We start from the raw sequence: 16,187 nt of genomic DNA, 5'->3' as shown, positions 1-16,187 counted from the left end.
GGATGAAGCTAGGGACGTCAGGAGCGCGTACGTTTTGGGTACGTGAGCACCGGAAGGCCCGGCTGAATTTCAAGATTCGATGTCGAGCCCGTTTCCTGACCAGCTTCGTGATCAAAAAACGACTTTTTGAACTACCACTTTAAATGATCAAAATGGTTGAGGCGGCTGATGCTTCTTCCGGTAATCCGTCGGGGACAGCCCGTGATGCTTTTTAAAAAGAACGCTGAAGTAGTGCGGGTTCGAATAACCTGTCTTTTCGGCAATTTCATACGCTTTGAAATCGGTTTTCACCAGCATTTCCGCCGCCCGCTCCATCCGTGCCGAGATGATGTAGTCGACCAGGTTGACTTGTTTGTATTTTTTAAACAATGTGCTGACGTAGGGGGGCGAAATGTGCACCGCGGCGGCGATGGCCGTGAGACTCAGGCTCTCGTCGCAGAGATGGGCGTGAATGTAGGCTTCCATTTTTTTCAGCAAGAGCTGATGCGAGCTCTGCTGCGATAAAATCTCGCCGCTGACAAAAACCCCCGGTTCGCCGGCCACCTCCCGGACCTGAACCGCCGCCAGCGCTTCACGGTATGATGCGGCGATCCCGTCATACCCCGAAAAACATCCGCCCAATCCGATGCTGAACGGAATTTTCAGTACCTGCGCAAGCGCCCGCCGCGTCCGTTCCAGCAAAGGCAACAGCTCGACCGCAGCGCCGGGCTGGGGCAAGCAGAAGACCAAATTCGCCTGCCGGTTGTAAACCGCGAAGAAACACTGCGGCCAGGCGCCGCCATCGCCGCCGTCCACCAGCAACTCCGTACATACATTGCGGATGGAGAATAACAGCAGGTCGATTTCTTCGTAATCGGCGGATCTGGAGTAACGCATCAAATTTTCCGGCCGGATGACGGCCACCTGAAAATCATTCCCGCACAGCTTCAAGCCCAACAGCTCCAGCTCGCGCGACACCCACTCCCCGTTAAAGCAGCCTTCAAACAGATGGGCAAACAGCTGATTTTCCATCAGCGTCCGGCTTTTGCTTAACTTTTCCTCCTCCTGCCGTTCCCGGAGCAGACGCTCTCCGGCGGCAACGACCGTTTGCAAAATTTTGCCGTTGTCCTCATATTTCAAAATATAGTCAAACGCCTGCAAGTTCAGCGCTTGTTTGGCGTAGTTGAAATCGTCGTAACCCGTGAGGAAAATCGTTTTGACCCGCGGGCTCAGCTCCCGCAATTTCGCGGCCAGCTCCAGCCCGTCCATAAAAGGCATGCGGATATCCGTCAGCACGATGTCCGGCGTAAGCTCAAGCGCCAGCTCCCAGGCGGCTTCACCGTCAGAGGCCGTGCCGACCAACTCTACCCCGGCCACGCTCCAATCGATATTTCGCTTCAGCCCTTCGCAAATCCACTCGTCGTCGTCAGCGATCAGCAGCTTCACTGTCATATTCCTCCCCCTTCTCCGTAAAAGGCAATTCAACGATCACCCGGGTGTATTCCCCGTGCACGCTTTCCAATTTTAGACCATACGGAGCGCCAAAATGCAGCGCCAGCCTCCGGTGGCAATTGCGCAGACCGTAAGTGATCGGCTCTTCGGCTTCATCGATTCTGTCGGCCCGGATAGAACCCGCTAGCCGCTCCAGCTTGTCCGGGGCGATACCCGAGCCGTTGTCGTACACTTCCAGGATCGCTTTACCGCCCGTCCGGCGCCCGCTAATGGAAACGGTCCCCCGGCCCCGCTTCGTTTTGATGCCGTGGTAAATCGCGTTCTCCACCAACGGCTGCAGCGTCAGCTTAGGGATGGATAGCGTAAGCAGCTCGTCCGCCACATCAATCCTAAACTCGAAATCTTTGCTGTAGCGCAGGTGCAAGATTTGCAAATAACTGCGGACATGTTCGATCTCTTCACCGATCGGAATAACCTCTTTCCCTTTGCTGATGCCGATGCGGAAAAAACGGGTCAGCGCCGCGACCATTTGCGACGCTTTCTCCTTCTCCCGCAAATCGATCAGGTGCTTGATCGAACACAGCGTATTGTACAAAAAATGCGGTTGTATTTGCGCCTGCAAGGCATGGAGCTCAATGCGGCGTTTTTGCCGCTCTTTGTCGCGGACCTCCTGCAGCAGCTGCCGGACCGCCTCCGACAGACTGGCCAAACCGTTCGCCAGCACCCCGATTTCGTTGCGCTCATCGAGCTGAAAGTTCACCTGCATATTGCCTTGCTCGAAGCGTTTCACCTGTTTGGACAAGTAACGGATCGGGTCCGTCAGCTTGCGGGCCACCCAGGCGGCCACGATCATAAACACGAGCAGGACGATGAGCGTAATCCCAAGAGATATGTATTTAATCGAATGGACACCCGCCAAAATATCGCGTTCCGGCACGATCGCCGCCAGCACCCACTGATTCAGCGGCAGCGTGTCGTAGGCGATGGTCAGCTTCTCCCCCCTGGAGCTCCGCGCGGTCAGGCTCCCCCGTTCTCCGGCCAGCGACCGCAGCTCTGCGATCGTCTCCTCGGCAACTTCGTAACGCTCGTCCAGCGGCTTGGAGAACAGCGTCCCGTCCGGGCTGATCAGCGCCAGCGTCCCGCTTGGGCTGATTTTGACGTTTTCCATAATGTCGCGAAAATAACTCTCCCGCAGGTTGATCAGAATCAGTCCGCTCACTTCCGAGCTTGGCGTGCCGATGATCTTGAAATTGCTCAGCACCTTTCGCGACTCTACCGTATCGAACACCCTGTCCCGATGGCTGTTCAGCCAGTAATAACCGCGTTCGGCCTGCTGATATTCGCCCACCCAATCGGCAAGGTCCGCGCTCACCCGGCGGGGGACGAATTCTTTTTGCAAATTAAATGAACGCCCATTGTTGAAGCCGACATAAATGGAATCGATCATCTGAAAATAAGTATGGTAAATCTCCTCGAAGCGGTCATGCAGCCCGATGATGTCGTCATAACGGCGCTGGTCGTAGCCCTGCCCTTCCCCCGCCAAAATGCTGCGGAACGAAGGATGGTCCTCAATGCTCACCAACTGCTCGAACACCGTGGCGAATTTGTCGTCCAGAAACAGCGAGGTTTGCTGGACCAGATCGGACAGCGAATAATAAGTCGTCTGCTGCAGCTTCCCCGCAACCGAAAGATAAGAAAACCATCCGGTCATCGCCACCGACAGCACCAATATCGGCAAAAAAGAAATCAGCAGTTTGGACTGGATCGGCCGATCGGTAAAAATTCTTTTCATAGCTTGTCTCCTCCCCAGGACAATTTGGATAACATTAGCGGCAGCCGGCTCGCACCATACGTCAGGAAAGCGTTCTCATTTTATTTTAGTTTGAAACGGCAGCCGTTGCTAAAGCCATCGGTCAATCCATGAGTTTAACATAAGGCCAACAAAATTCAATGAGAATGCCCATAACGCCAAAAAACCGCCGGAGAATTTTCTCAGGCGGTTTTTTGAAGTGTGGATGGTGACGGCATTTTTTAGCTGCACCAATATTCTAACGGTTGCCACAAGCGCTATTTGTTCCAATACCGTTGATTTCAAATTGTAACGGTTGCCATGGAGCTTATTTCGCCGAAAACCGGTAATTTTTGCTTGGATTCAGGCAAATAACGGCGCTGGCAACCGTTAGCATTTCGAAAAGGTCTTTTTTCGGCAAATAGCCGCTGCTGCAACCGTTAGATTTCCGGCGGGCGGACAGTATCGATTCGGAAAGCCAACGCTTGTAAAAAAACCTTGAGCAAAAGTTAATGCAATGGCAATGGTAAAAAAGGCCTTTATTGGGGTCATGTCGCCTTTTTTGACGAAAATAAGGATCATTTTTACCGCTATTTCCGCGGCCTCCATAAAACGCAGGCAGTGCGGTCCCTCTACTTCTGAAATCCGGCTTGATCTTACAACGTCACCGCGGTGTCCAGCGCCACTTCCATCATCTGCTTGAAGGTCGTCTGCCGTTCTTCGGCGGTCGTCTCCTCGCCGGTCAACAGGTGGTCGCTCACCGTCAGAATCGTCAGCGCGTTTACGCCGTATTTGGCGGCCAGCGTATAGAGCGCGGTCGTCTCCATCTCCACTCCAAGCACGCCGTATTTCATCAGCAGCTTCGTGACGGTCGTATCGTCGCGGTAGAACATGTCCGAACTGAAAATGCTGCCGACATGCAGCTTCAGCCCCTTTTTGACGCCAAACTCGTAAGCGGTTTTGAGCAGCGGGAAGCTGGCGATCGGGGCAAAATCAAAGCCGCCGAACACATGGCGGTTCATGCTGGAATCCGTGCAGGAAGCCTGGGCCAAAATAACGTCTCGCACATGCACATGCTCCTGCATCCCGCCGCAGGTGCCAACGCGGAGCAAATTTTTGACCCCGTATTCCTTGATCAATTCATTAACGTAAATCGAAATGGAGGGAATGCCCATGCCGGTTCCTTGGACGGATATTTTTTTGCCTTGGTAGGTTCCGGTAAATCCGAGCATCCCGCGCACTTCGTTGTAGCATATTGCATTTTCCAAATACGTTTCAGCAATAAATTTCGCCCGCAGCGGATCGCCCGGCAAAAGAATCGTTTCCGCAATGTCGCCCGGTTTGGCAGCGATATGTACACTCATCGTTAAAATCTCCTTGCTTTCAATTTATAGTCGAACATGCTTCTATTATATAGGATGTCGCATCGCCCGTATAGAATACGCGAGCTGTTGCAGTCGCGAACACAAAAACATCCCCTCCAAGTCAAAGCGCCGCATTGGCAACGCCTGCTTGGAGGGGATTTCATCCCTGGAAGGGTTCGGCTCTATTCATTTGCCTGTTAACTGCCCGTTAACTTAACCGTTATTGCGCGATCTGATCGCGGATGTTCTGCAGTATTTTTTTCTCCAGCCGGGAAACCTGCACCTGGGAGATGCCCAGCCGCGTAGCGACCTCGGACTGGGTCTGGTCCCGGTAATACCGCAAATACACGATCAGCCGTTCCCGGTCGGTCAAACCGTCGATCGCCTCGTGCAAGGCGAGCTTGTCGAACCAGCGTTCCTGGGATTCGTCGGCGATTTGATCCATCAGCGTGATCGGATCCCCGTCGTTTTCAAATACCGTCTCATGGATGGAAGCCGGCGGCTTATTGGCCTCCTGGGCAAAAACAACGTCTTCCGGCGTCACCCCAAGCTCCTCGGCCACCTCTTTGACGGTGGGGAGACGGCCCATCAGCTTCGACAATTCATCCTTCTTCTTGCGCACTTTGTTGGCCATTTCCTTCAGCGACCGGCTGACCTTCAGCGTCCCGTCATCGCGCAAAAAACGCTGAATTTCCCCGATGATCATCGGAACCGCATAGGTCGAAAACTTTACATCGTAGCTGAGGTCAAACTTGTCCACCGACTTCAGCAGTCCAATGCAGCCGATTTGAAACAAATCTTCGGGTTCATACCCTCGATTCATAAACCGCTGCACGACCGACCAGACGAGCCGGATATTGCAGCCTACCAGCCGGTCCCTGGCAGCGTTGTCCCCTGCCTGGCTCAGAGCGATTAACCGCTTTACTTCCGCGTCGTCCAAAAACTCTCTCGAGGTTTGCTTCACTTCGGCATCCATAGATCCAACCCCTAATTGTATAAAGCTTTCTTGGATACAATCCTTTTCTTCATCCGGATGCGTGTGCCGCCGCCCACTTCGCTCACGACGTCGAATTCGTCCATGAAGTTTTCCATGATCGTAAATCCCATGCCGGAGCGCTCCAGCTCAGGTTTGGACGTATACAGCGGCTGTTTGGCCAGCTCCACGTCTTCGATTCCGCGGCCCTGATCCTCGATGATCAGCGTGACGGTATCGCCTTCAATCTCGGCGGAAATCGTCACAATCCCATCCGGATTTCCGTCATAGCCATGAATGATCGAATTCGTCACCGCTTCGGACACAACCGTCTTCAAATCGGTAATCTCGTCCATTGTCGGGTCGAGTTGCGATACGAATGCGGCCACCGTTACCCGGGCAAACGATTCGTTTTCGGATCTGGCGGCAAACTTGAGCGACATAAAATTGCTGCCTTGATTCATGCTCACAGGGCCACCTCCAAATCCGAAAGCGCCAATCCCTCGTTTTCAAAGATCGGCATGATTTTAAACAATCCCGACATTTCCAATAACCGGTAAACCGGCGGATTCACGTCGCACACGACCATTTTGCCGCCCTTTTGCTTGATCAGCTTGTATCTTCCGAGAATGACGCCGATCCCCGAGCTGTCCATAAACTGCAGTTCTTTGAGACTTAAAACGAGATTGCGGCAGTTCCCCCGGGCGATCTCTTCGTCCATCCGCATCCGGACGCCGTCCGACGTATGATGGTCCAATTCTCCGCTTAAGCGTACGATCAGCGTGTCGCGGCGCGTTTCCATTTCCACATGCAAATTCACGTTTTGTTCACTCTCCTCCCTGACATGAACACAACAATTCTACGGCCCGCCGGCCGATTCCTGCCGGGTGACAAAACTAGAAGAAAAGCCCTATTAATCTACAAAAAACAAGTGTGCGGCCGTCCGTTTGAACAGCGTCCACCAGCCCGCCTTACCGATATCGGCCGGAGCGGTCAGCTCAAATTCGGTAAGCACCTTTCCGTCCTGATAAACGACGAGCTTGCCGATCGATTGCCCCGCTTTAACCGGCGCCGCCAATTTTTCCGGAGCGATCAGCTTGTGCGTAATGCTTTCCGCCGGAGCGCCTTTTTTTACCAGCACATTGAGCGCCTTGGCGGCGGTCAGGTCGATCTGCGCGCTCATCCCCTTCTGCACCTTCACCTTGCCGATCGTTTCCCCGGCTTGATATATCGGATGCAATGTATATTGGGAAAAAGCATAATCGAACATCGCCGAAACTTCGCTGTTCCGCGTCTTCGTATTCGGTTCGCCGAGCACGACGGCGATCAGGCGCAGTCCGTCGCGTTTGGCGGTAGCCGCCAAGCAAAACTTCGCTTCCGAGGTGTAGCCGGTCTTCAGACCGTCGGCGCCGCTGTAGAAGCGGACGAGCTTATTCGTGTTGACAAGCCAAAACGGCTTTTCCGTGCCCTGGCGCAAGTAATCTTGATAAGCCCCGGTATACTTCGTGATCCCCTCATACTTCAACAGCTCCCGGCTCATGATGGCGATGTCGTGAGCCGAACTGTAGTGATTTTCCACCGGCAAACCGTTGCAGTTGGCAAAATGCGTGTCCTTCATGCCAAGCTGCTTGGCCCGTTCATTCATCAGCCTCACGAACGCTTTCTCCGAGCCGGCGATTTTTTCCGCAAGCGCCACGGAGGCGTCGTTCCCGGAAGCCATCGCCACGCCTTTCAGCAGCTCATCCACCGTCATCACTTCGCCCGGCTCCAGGAAGATTTGCGAGCCGCCCATCGACGAAGCGTATTCGCTGGCCGTCACCTTGTCGCTCAGCTTCAGCGTCCCTTTGTCGACCGCCTCCATCGTCAGCAGCATCGTCATGATTTTCGTAATGCTGGCCGGAGGCAATTGCTCATGGCTCTGCTTTTCGTAAATTACCGTGCCGGTATCCGCATCGATCAGCACGGCGGATCGGGCATTGTCCGCCAGAGCGATAGCGTCATCTTCTTCATGCGGGCCGCCGTGGTTGGCGAATGCGTAATTCGGCCAAACCGAAACGGCCAGAACGAACGCGGCTAACCAGATTAACAGCCGTCTGTTCAAGATTAGTCCCCCTTTAAAAACTCTGGATTCTGCTAACCTAGTATCGGCTGCAAAGTGGGATTTTATTCCTGAACGCAAAAAAACGGCACCTCCCGGAAATCGCGAACCCCGCGATTTCCGGAAAATGCCGTATAAAGCTCTATTGATTGTTCAAAAAGTCGGCTTTTCAGCACCGAGAAGGTTGGATGATCGACGAACAATCAAAGAAACAGACCGCCCTGAGTTGAAGTTTTTCTTGCGATTTAAGGAAGAAACGCTTCGGTGACTATTCATTCTTAAATCTTCAAAAGACGACTTTTTGAACTACCTCTCAGAACCTTTTGACGCCGTCCGGCGTGACCAGCGCAAACACCAGCGGCCTTCTCGGAACCTTCGTCCCCGAAATGCCGTAAGCTCCCAGCACCCGGCGTTCCGCCTCGGCCCGGCCGCTCTCGCGGGCGGGGTTTAAGTGCAGCACGGCCAGCGTGTCGCCGATTTCGACCGGATCGCCGATTTTTTTACGCAGTTCGACGCCGGCGCCCAGATCGATGACGGAATCCTTCGTTTCCCGTCCGGCACCGAGCATCATCGCCGCCAGTCCGATCTCCTCGGCCTGGATCGAATCGACGTAACCTTTGCTTTCGGAACGCACCTCGATTTGCAGCTCGGCGCTCGGCAGCAGGTCAAGGCGATCGATCTGGGACGTATCGCCGCCTTGGGCGGAAACCATGCCCTTCAGCTTGTCCAGCGCCTCGCCGCTTTGAAGTTTAGCCTTCAGCAGCGCATGGGCTTCTTCTTCGTCAGCCGCTTTTCCGCCCAGAATCAGCATGTGGGAAGCCAAAATCAGGCAGACCTCCTCCAAATCCGCCGGCCCTTCGCCGCGCAGCGTGGCGACGGCTTCCTTGATCTCCAGCGCATTGCCGATCGCGTAGCCGAGCGGCTGGTCCATATCGCTGATCACCGCCACCGTGCGCCGTCCGACCTGGGTGCCGATATCGACCATCGCTTTGGCCAGGCGAATCGAATCCTCCAGCGTCTTCATAAACGCGCCGCTGCCCGTTTTGACGTCCAGGACGATCGCGTCGGCGCCGGCGGCGATTTTTTTGCTCATGACGCTGCTGGCGATCAGCGGTATCGAGTCCACCGTCGCGGTGACGTCGCGCAGCGCGTACAGCTTCTTGTCGGCCGGCGTCATATTCCCGCTTTGGCCGACGACGGCGAGGCCGAGCTCGTTCACTTGCCGAAAGAACCGCTCCTTGCCCAGCTCAACGGAGAATCCGGAGATCGCTTCCAGCTTGTCGATCGTTCCGCCGGTATGGCCCAAGCCCCGGCCGGACATTTTGGCGACAGGCACGCCCGCCGCCGCCGCCAAGGGACCGAGCACGATCGTCGTTTTGTCCCCGACGCCGCCCGTGGAATGCTTGTCCACCTTGACGCCGCGAATCGAACCTAAGTCGATCGTTTCGCCGGACGAAGCCATCGCCATCGTCAAATCGGCCGTCTCCCGCGCGCTCATGCCTTGATAATAAACGGCCATCGCCCAGGCGGACATTTGATAGTCGGGAATCCGTCCTTCGCTGTACCCCCGGACCAAAAAGCCGATCTCCTCGGTCGTCAGCTCCTGGCCGTCTCTTTTTTTGCGGATCAGATCTACAGCTCTCATCGATCCTTACCTCCGTTCTTCTTATGGGATTACATTTTAGGAATAATGGCCAAAACAAGGCTTAAAAATTTCTCGCGCACGCGGTCGGTCGTCTCCATGACTTCCGCATGGGAAAGCGGCTGATCCAAGATCCCCGCAGCCATGTTGCTGATGCAGGAAATGCCCAGCACCTCAAGCCCCGCATGTCTGGCGACGATTACTTCGGAAACGGTCGACATCCCGACCGCGTCAGCTCCCAGCGTATGGAGCATGCGGATTTCCGCCGGGGTCTCGTATGACGGACCCAGCAGCCCGGCATAGACGCCCTCCTGAAGCGGAACGCCTTTTTCGCCAGCGACCTGGCGGGCTGTTTCCCGCAGCCGCCGGCTGTACGCTTGGGACATATCCGGGAAGCGCGGTCCCAGTTCCCCATCGTTTGGCCCGATGAGCGGATTTTTGCCGGTCAGGTTGATGTGGTCCGAAATCAGCATTAAATCGCCCGGCGAATAGGAGGTGTTCACGCCACCGGCCGCATTGGTCACCAGCAGCGTCGATACCCCAAGCTCCTTCATGACGCGCACGGGAAACGCCGTCAGCTCCGGGCCGTATCCCTCATACATGTGGAAACGGCCTTTCATCAGCACGACTGCCGTTCCCTGAATGGTGCCGATCAGCAGCTCGCCCGCATGCCCCTCCACCGTGGATTGCGGAAAATAAGGAATGTCCTTATAGGCGATGGTGACCGGCTGCTCGATGTGATCGGCGAGCACGCCGAGGCCCGAGCCCAAAATAAGGCCCACCTTCGGCGTGTGCGCCGCCCGGGAGCGGATATAGTCCGCCGCGTCCCGGATCATGCCTATCGTTAAAGTTGTCGTCATACACATGGTCCTCCCGTATCTTATTTCAATTGGCTTAAAAAGCTGATGCCGTGCTCAGGGGCCTGAACGCCGAAATTGTCCGCGATCGTGGCCGCCAGATCGGCATACGTTCCCCTCACCCCGAGGCTGCCCGGGTTCTTTAAGGACGGCCCGTAAATGAGCAGCGGCACGTATTCGCGCGTATGATCCGTCCCGGAATGGACCGGATCGTTGCCATGGTCCGCGGTAATCACCAGCAGGTCGTTTTCGCCGACTTTGGCGAGCAGATCCGGCACAGCCGCATCGAATTCCTCCAAGGCGCGGGCATATCCTTGCGGATCGCGGCGATGGCCGTACAGGGAATCGAAATCGACCAGATTCGTAAACAATAGGCCGGAAAAATCCTGATCCAGGCGCTGCAGCGTTTCCTCGATGCCGTGCCGGTTGCTCTTCGTCGGGAACGACGCCGTAATGCCTTCGCCGGAGAAAATGTCGCCGATCTTGCCGACAGCCACCACTTCTTTACCGGCGTTTTTCAGCGCGTTCAGCACGGTCGGCTCCGGCGGCTTCACCGCGTAATCGTGCCGGTTCGGCGTGCGCTGGAAGTTCCCCGGCGAGCCGACGAACGGGCGGGCGATAACCCGGCCGACCGAATGCTCCGGCTCAAGCGTCAGCTTGCGCGCGATTTCGCACGCGCGATAAAGCTCGGGCAGCGGGATGATCTCTTCGTGCGCGGCGATTTGAAACACGCTGTCCGCCGACGTATACACGATCCACGCCCCCGTTTTCATGTGCTCTTCCCCGAGCTCGACCAAAATCTCCGTCCCCGAAGCCGGCTTGTTGCCGATCACCTTGCGGCCGGTCTCCTGCTCGAAACGGGCGATTAAGTCCTGAGGGAATCCGTTCGGGTACGTTTGAAACGGCGTTTCGGTTTTAAGCCCCATCAGCTCCCAATGGCCGGTCATCGTGTCCTTGCCCGCGGAAATCTCCGCCATCTTTCCGTAATAGGCGGCAGGGTCTGTGGCAGGAGCCAAATTCGGCAGCTCCGCGATATTGCCGAGGCCCAACTTTTGCAGATTCGGCAGCTTGGTGCCATGAGCCGTTTGCAAAATATGACCAAGCGTGTGCGCCCCCTCGTCGCCGAACTGCGCCGCGTCGGGCAGCTCGCCGATTCCGACGCTGTCCAGCACGATCACCGATATTTTTCTGAACCGATTTCCGTTTTGCATATGGGATCTCTCCTTTTTGAACTACCTCGTTAATGTTCGCTGCTTAGTTATTCCTTGCCAGGCCAAAACCATACCGCCGGTTAATACGACGGAGCCGCCGTGCCTTTCCCCTGCTCCGGCTTGCGCCCGGCACGCGGGTGGGCGGCGTCATACACCGATTTCAGGTTCGGTCTCGCTTGATTTAAGTACATCTGGATCGTGGCCATATCGGCATGGCCCAGCATCTCCTGCACCGATCTTACGTCCGCTCCGCGTTCCAGCAGATGGACGGCAAAGGAATGCCGCAGCGTATGGGGCGTAATGTCGGCGTTAATTCCGGCCTCTTGCCCGTATTTCTTGATCACCTTCCAGAAGCCCTGGCGGCTGATCCGCCCGCCGCGCCGATTCGGAAACAGCGCCTGTTCGTCCTCCGTTTGCGCCAAATGAGGCCGGCCTTCCCGCAAATAGCGTTCCAGCCATTCCGCCGTCACACTGCCAAACGGAATGATGCGCTCCTTCCCGCTATCTCCGCGGCAGCGGCAAAACCGCAGCGCCGTATCCACATGCCGAACGTCCAGCGAGATCAGCTCGGACACGCGGATTCCCGTCGCATACAGCAGCTCCAGCATCGCTTTGTCGCGCAGGCCCAGCGGAGCGGCCGGATCCGGCGTCTCCAGCAGTTTCTCCGTTTCCTCCACCGTTAATGTTTGCGGCGGCTTTTTGTCGAGCTTCGGCAGCTCCACCATGACAAACGGGTCCTGATCGATCACCCGCTCCCGCAGCAAATACTCGAAAAAAGCGCGCAGCGTCACCGACACGCGCATCACCGTGGCGGGAGCCTTGCCTTCCTCTTTCATCGCCGAGAAATAAAGCTGGATTCCGGCCCGCGTCACTTCCCGGAAATGCTCCACCCGCCGCCGCCGCAAATAATTTATGTACTGCTTCACATCCCGTGCGTAGGCTTCCAGCGTCGAACCGCTTAATTCCCGCCGCTCCACCAAAAATGCAATAAAAGAGGCCGCATATTGTTCCATGCTCCGCGCCCCCCTTTCTATGGTCAGATCAATATTCCACGTTCACGGTCCGATTCCCTGCCGATCGTCCCAAGAAGTTGGACAAAAAAGTCCATCATTCTCCGTACCAATAAAACAGCTTAAGCCGGTCGGCCAATGACGCCCTCTCCCCGCTGGCGGGAAGATCGGCATGAAACACCTTCACGGCAGAACCGTCCGGAATCCGGTACTTATCCTCGTAAAACATATATGCCTCCAAAAGCCCAAACGTTCTATACAAAGTATACGTGAGCGCCGCAAACAGGAGCAAATATTTGACGGACCGCAGCCAGCGGCGAAGCGAAATCACCATCGGTCATCCCTCTTTCCTCGAACTTCGCCCCCCTTGCCGGCAAGGGGCAGGCGCCTTCTCTTTCAGTATATAAAGAGGAAAGGACGAGTATGCGTTAGCCTCGGAAAAAGCGGGGAGCTTTAGCTCGGCTTCCGCTGACATAGAAGTCCCGACACACAACTAAAAAGCCCCTTACGGCACGCAGCCGTATGGAGCTCACCTTGAACATTATTTCGTATCCCCAGTCCCCGACGGGTCGTTGTTTTTATCTTTACACCGGTGACAGATCCCCTGAAAATCCAGGCGGTGGTCCAACACCGTAAAATTAAACTCTTTCTCCAGCCGCTCCTCTAACGGGCCGAGCCAGTCCTCGCGAATTTCGTCCATCGCCCCGCACTGCACGCAAATCAGGTGATGATGGTGATGTTTTGTCGTGTCCGTGCGCAAATCGTACCGGGCCACCCCGTCGCCGAAGTTGATCTTCTCGACAACATGGAGCTCGCTGAGCAGTTCCAATGTGCGATATACGGTCGCCAGTCCGATTTCCGGCGCTTTATCCTTAACGAGCATAAAAACATCTTCCGCGCTTAAATGATCGTCTTCGTTTTCGAGCAACACGCGTACCGTGGCTTCCCGCTGGGGCGTCAATTTGTAACCGTGGGATTGCAGCTGTTGTTTGATTTTTTCGATCTTTGCTTCCATGTTCTCCCTCCCCCAGCCATTCCCGCACATCCAATTAAACTTCAATAACCACTTCTTTCATTATAGGGGGAGTCATTCCACAAAGTCAAACATTTTGCTAGAGTCTGAAACCATACCCCATCCTGCCCGTAACATTTGTTAAGGAGATGATCCAGTGCTTTTTACTATTTTTCTGCTCCTGCTTGGAGCTCTAGTCGTCTGTTTGGGCATATTTGCGATCAAGAAGCCAACGTCTTGGCTTTTTCGGCCAATAGGTTTGCAAAAGGACTCGGACCCAAGCGCCGGCTTTATCGGCTACATCAAATTTGCCGGGGTTATCAGCATAGCGTTAGGTGTAATTTTTTGGATATTCGGCATTCTGAGCCTGCTGTGAGGAGCTGGACTCCTCTTAAAATCAGCGGCAGCGGTGCTTTTTTGTGTTGCCACCGAAACAAAACCTGCCAAAAATCTCCCCAAGCAACTCCAGCGAAAAATAAAGGAAAAAAAGCCCGCTATTCCGGAGATTTCCGTTCGTTCGAAAGAAATAGAGGCGGTTTATGCCGTTATTTTCCCCGCCGCAATGAAATCCCCGTATTTCTGGACCATTCTTAGAAAAATAAGTACATAAAATGCCGCTATTTTAAAGGCCGATGTACTCCCAATTCTACAATCCCTGCCGGCCTTTGGTTGGCAGGCGGCTGCACCAGCATCCGAACGTCCGTCATATTCCGGACGTACTGCCCGGGCCTATACGATCCGAATCTGTATTTCGTTCGCGGCGACGGGAACGTTCCCTTCTAAGAGAAAATGAAACAGGATGCTTCCGAAAAAGTGAAAATTCACTTCGGTAGCATCCCGAATGCAGACGATTTGCAGTAAATGCGACTACAAGGCATTCGGCGATATCATAGGAGTAACCCAAGCCATCATCGCGGGGGTGACCCATGTTTCGAACGAAGATACCGCGAGCAGCACGGCTGCCATCGCCAGCGTCAGGCCGGTGTAGGAGAGAAACGGGCGCGATGCGTTGCCGCTGCGGCTGAGCAGGACCCGCGATCGGATGATGTTCAGCGAAAAACTGACGGCGGCCACGCTCGCAATCAACAAAGCGGGGATGACGATCAGATTATGCGGCGCAATCGAAACGAGGGCGAACAGCAGCCCTTTCCAAGTGTATTGCCCGACCAGGCAGCCCACCGTAAAGCCGATTAATACGCCTTTCAAAAAATCGAGAATCAGTATCCCCGGAAGACCGATCACGGAAAGTCCAAGCAGCCATATCAAACCCAGCCATTTCAAATGTAAAACGGCGACCTCCCAGTACGACATCGGCTGAAACTCCGTTCCGCCTTCGTTGATCGATAAGAAAAAGTCGCCGAAATATCGCGATAAATCCTGCTGCTGCTCCAGCGTCAGCGCATTGACCATCAGCGCTCCGAACACGACGCCCATTAAAAACAGCACCGCAACGAATACGTACAACGGGGTTTGATCCTTAAGCGCATGGCGTATCGGTTGAAGCATGTAAGAAAGCCTCCTCGCTTGTTCAAATACTTGTGCCTTAGAAAAAATTTATGAACAAGCTTCCTTCCTTATGCCTAACCAGCGCCTGCCAGCGCTCAGGATTTCTTCACTTTGCCGTAAATCCCCCCGCCCCCGGCGGCCAGCTCCAGCCTGCCGCTTCGCGCCTCGGCAATCCGGGCGGCCAGTTCCGGCCCGGCGACTTCGGCGAGCTTCGCTTCCGGGACATGGTGCAGGATGTTCATCTCGGTGCCGAATGCGGCAAGCAGCAGCTCCAGCTTCGCCGGGCCCAGGCCCGGGATAAACTCCAGCGGCACCTGGTAGTGGTACGGCGGCCGGTGCGCCGGAACAGCGGGCGCCTGACGGTCCGCGATCGAGCGAATCCGGTCGTATACGCCGCGCACCAGCTTCGGGCTGCCGCAATACGGGCAGCGTTCCACCGCCGCCTCCGCTTCGTCGATAATATAGCTGCAGTTGCCGCAGTATGTCCGGTGGTATTTGCCGAGCCGGGGATTCAGCCCGTAATTGCCGGCGACGCGCCGGCCGTCCTCTTGCTTCAGCGCTTTGGCGAACTCCCGGTAATTTGCCGCGACAAGCAGCAGCTCGTTGTATTCCCGGCCGATCTTGCCGAGTGAATGGGCGTCCGAATTGGTCAGGATCGTAAACGGATCCAGTTCGCTGATCAGCCCGGCCATTTCGCTGTCGGCGCTTAGGCCCAGCTCGACGGCGCTGATCAGCGCCGTGTCGAGCACGTCGTCCATGCGCGGCGCACAGCTGCCGTAAATGCTGCGGTGCGGCGTAAAAATATGCGCCGGAATGATCATTCCCCCGCGCGCATACACCTCTTCCTGCAGTGTACGCGCCGGCGTGTATACGCGCTGCGAGCTTAACATGACGTTTTTCATCCTTTTTTCCAGCCAGCCGGTAAACCCGCGAATCGCGGCAAACGTCGGAAAAAACGCCAGCAAATGCGCCGGCCCCATCCCCGGCTCGCGAATCTCCAGCTCGCTGCCGAGCAGCAGCGTCGTCTCTTGATAAGCGACGCCTCCCTCGGCCAACTCGTGCATCTCCCCCCGCTCCAGACATTGGGCAATGTCCTCCTGCACGCCGGGGGAATGGCAGTCGATGATGCCGACCAGGCCGATCCCTTTGCGCAAGGCGGCTTCCCTCGCAATGTTGGCAAAGGTCAGATCGCGGCTGCCGCTGATTTTGACCGGCTCCCCCCGCCCGGTCCGGCCAATATGAATGTGCAGATCGGCAAACACGGTGTGCAGTCCTTCTGTTTCCAGCCGCATGA

At 55.6% G+C, this 16,187-nt stretch carries 16 protein-coding genes; 1 reads left to right on the top strand and 15 read right to left on the bottom strand.

Going from position 1 to position 16,187, the window contains the following annotated elements; genetic code table 11:
• Positions 1-147: 147 nt before the first annotated feature.
• The 13 genes from DYE26_RS02155 to fur form a co-directional block, all read right to left on the bottom strand.
• Positions 148-1,431, bottom strand: a complete 1,284-nt coding sequence (locus DYE26_RS02155; protein ID WP_082207734.1) for a response regulator — start codon at positions 1,429-1,431, stop codon at positions 148-150.
• Complete coding sequence (locus tag DYE26_RS02150; RefSeq protein ID WP_051985379.1) at positions 1,406-3,223, bottom strand: sensor histidine kinase; 1,818 nt, start codon at positions 3,221-3,223, stop codon at positions 1,406-1,408. Before DYE26_RS02150 ends, DYE26_RS02155 begins: the two co-directional genes overlap by 26 nt.
• Before the next feature lie 653 nt (positions 3,224-3,876).
• Positions 3,877-4,584: a purine-nucleoside phosphorylase gene (deoD, locus tag DYE26_RS02140; protein WP_036621845.1), complete on the bottom strand. Its 708-nt coding sequence runs from the start codon at positions 4,582-4,584 to the stop codon at positions 3,877-3,879.
• 220 nt (positions 4,585-4,804) lie between these two features.
• The gene (gene sigF / locus DYE26_RS02135; protein ID WP_036621844.1) at positions 4,805-5,560 is read right to left on the bottom strand and encodes an RNA polymerase sporulation sigma factor SigF; all 756 of its coding nucleotides are present in this window, start codon (positions 5,558-5,560) and stop codon (positions 4,805-4,807) included.
• A gap of 11 nt (positions 5,561-5,571) precedes the next feature.
• Entirely contained in the window at positions 5,572-6,021 is a 450-nt protein-coding gene (spoIIAB, locus tag DYE26_RS02130) for an anti-sigma F factor (RefSeq protein WP_036621843.1), read from the bottom strand.
• A 2-nt stretch (positions 6,022-6,023) separates the two neighbouring features.
• Entirely contained in the window at positions 6,024-6,377 is a 354-nt protein-coding gene (gene spoIIAA / locus DYE26_RS02125) for an anti-sigma F factor antagonist (protein WP_036621841.1), read from the bottom strand.
• Between the two features lie 93 nt (positions 6,378-6,470).
• Positions 6,471-7,658 carry a D-alanyl-D-alanine carboxypeptidase family protein gene (locus tag DYE26_RS02120; protein ID WP_036621840.1) on the bottom strand — a complete coding sequence of 396 codons (1,188 nt, stop codon included), beginning with the start codon at positions 7,656-7,658 and terminating at the stop codon, positions 6,471-6,473.
• A gap of 310 nt (positions 7,659-7,968) precedes the next feature.
• Positions 7,969-9,300: a pyrimidine-nucleoside phosphorylase gene (locus DYE26_RS02115; RefSeq protein ID WP_036621839.1), complete on the bottom strand. Its 1,332-nt coding sequence runs from the start codon at positions 9,298-9,300 to the stop codon at positions 7,969-7,971.
• 29 nt (positions 9,301-9,329) lie between these two features.
• Positions 9,330-10,157 carry a purine-nucleoside phosphorylase gene (locus DYE26_RS02110; protein ID WP_036621836.1) on the bottom strand — a complete coding sequence of 276 codons (828 nt, stop codon included), beginning with the start codon at positions 10,155-10,157 and terminating at the stop codon, positions 9,330-9,332.
• A gap of 20 nt (positions 10,158-10,177) precedes the next feature.
• Complete coding sequence (locus DYE26_RS02105; RefSeq protein WP_036621834.1) at positions 10,178-11,365, bottom strand: phosphopentomutase; 1,188 nt, start codon at positions 11,363-11,365, stop codon at positions 10,178-10,180.
• 80 nt (positions 11,366-11,445) lie between these two features.
• Positions 11,446-12,378: a site-specific tyrosine recombinase XerD gene (gene xerD / locus DYE26_RS02100; RefSeq protein WP_036621833.1), complete on the bottom strand. Its 933-nt coding sequence runs from the start codon at positions 12,376-12,378 to the stop codon at positions 11,446-11,448.
• 94 nt (positions 12,379-12,472) lie between these two features.
• Entirely contained in the window at positions 12,473-12,709 is a 237-nt protein-coding gene (locus DYE26_RS02095) for a DUF4227 family protein (RefSeq protein WP_036621831.1), read from the bottom strand.
• Positions 12,710-12,916: 207 nt separating this feature from the next.
• Entirely contained in the window at positions 12,917-13,390 is a 474-nt protein-coding gene (gene fur / locus DYE26_RS02090) for a ferric iron uptake transcriptional regulator (RefSeq protein ID WP_036621828.1), read from the bottom strand.
• 154 nt (positions 13,391-13,544) lie between these two features.
• Here fur and DYE26_RS35050 point away from each other — a divergent pair, with 154 nt between their 5' ends.
• Positions 13,545-13,763 (top strand): DUF6199 family natural product biosynthesis protein, encoded by a 219-nt coding sequence (locus DYE26_RS35050; RefSeq protein ID WP_036621827.1) that lies wholly within the window; start codon positions 13,545-13,547, stop codon positions 13,761-13,763.
• Positions 13,764-14,254: 491 nt separating this feature from the next.
• On the opposite strand, the gene spoIIM is transcribed toward DYE26_RS35050, so the two are convergent.
• Positions 14,255-14,893, bottom strand: coding sequence for a stage II sporulation protein M (gene spoIIM / locus DYE26_RS02075; RefSeq protein ID WP_036621821.1), 639 nt, complete (start codon positions 14,891-14,893; stop codon positions 14,255-14,257).
• Positions 14,894-14,988: 95 nt separating this feature from the next.
• The gene (locus DYE26_RS02070) at positions 14,989-16,185 is read right to left on the bottom strand and encodes an endonuclease Q family protein (RefSeq protein ID WP_036621818.1); all 1,197 of its coding nucleotides are present in this window, start codon (positions 16,183-16,185) and stop codon (positions 14,989-14,991) included.
• Positions 16,186-16,187: the final 2 nt, after the last annotated feature.

Origin of the sequence: Paenibacillus macerans, assembly GCF_900454495.1 — a bacterium.
GTDB lineage: Bacteria > Bacillota > Bacilli > Paenibacillales > Paenibacillaceae > Fontibacillus > Fontibacillus macerans.
The sequence above is the reverse complement of the archived record's forward strand: the minus strand, read 5'-3'. Positions and strand labels throughout refer to the sequence as shown.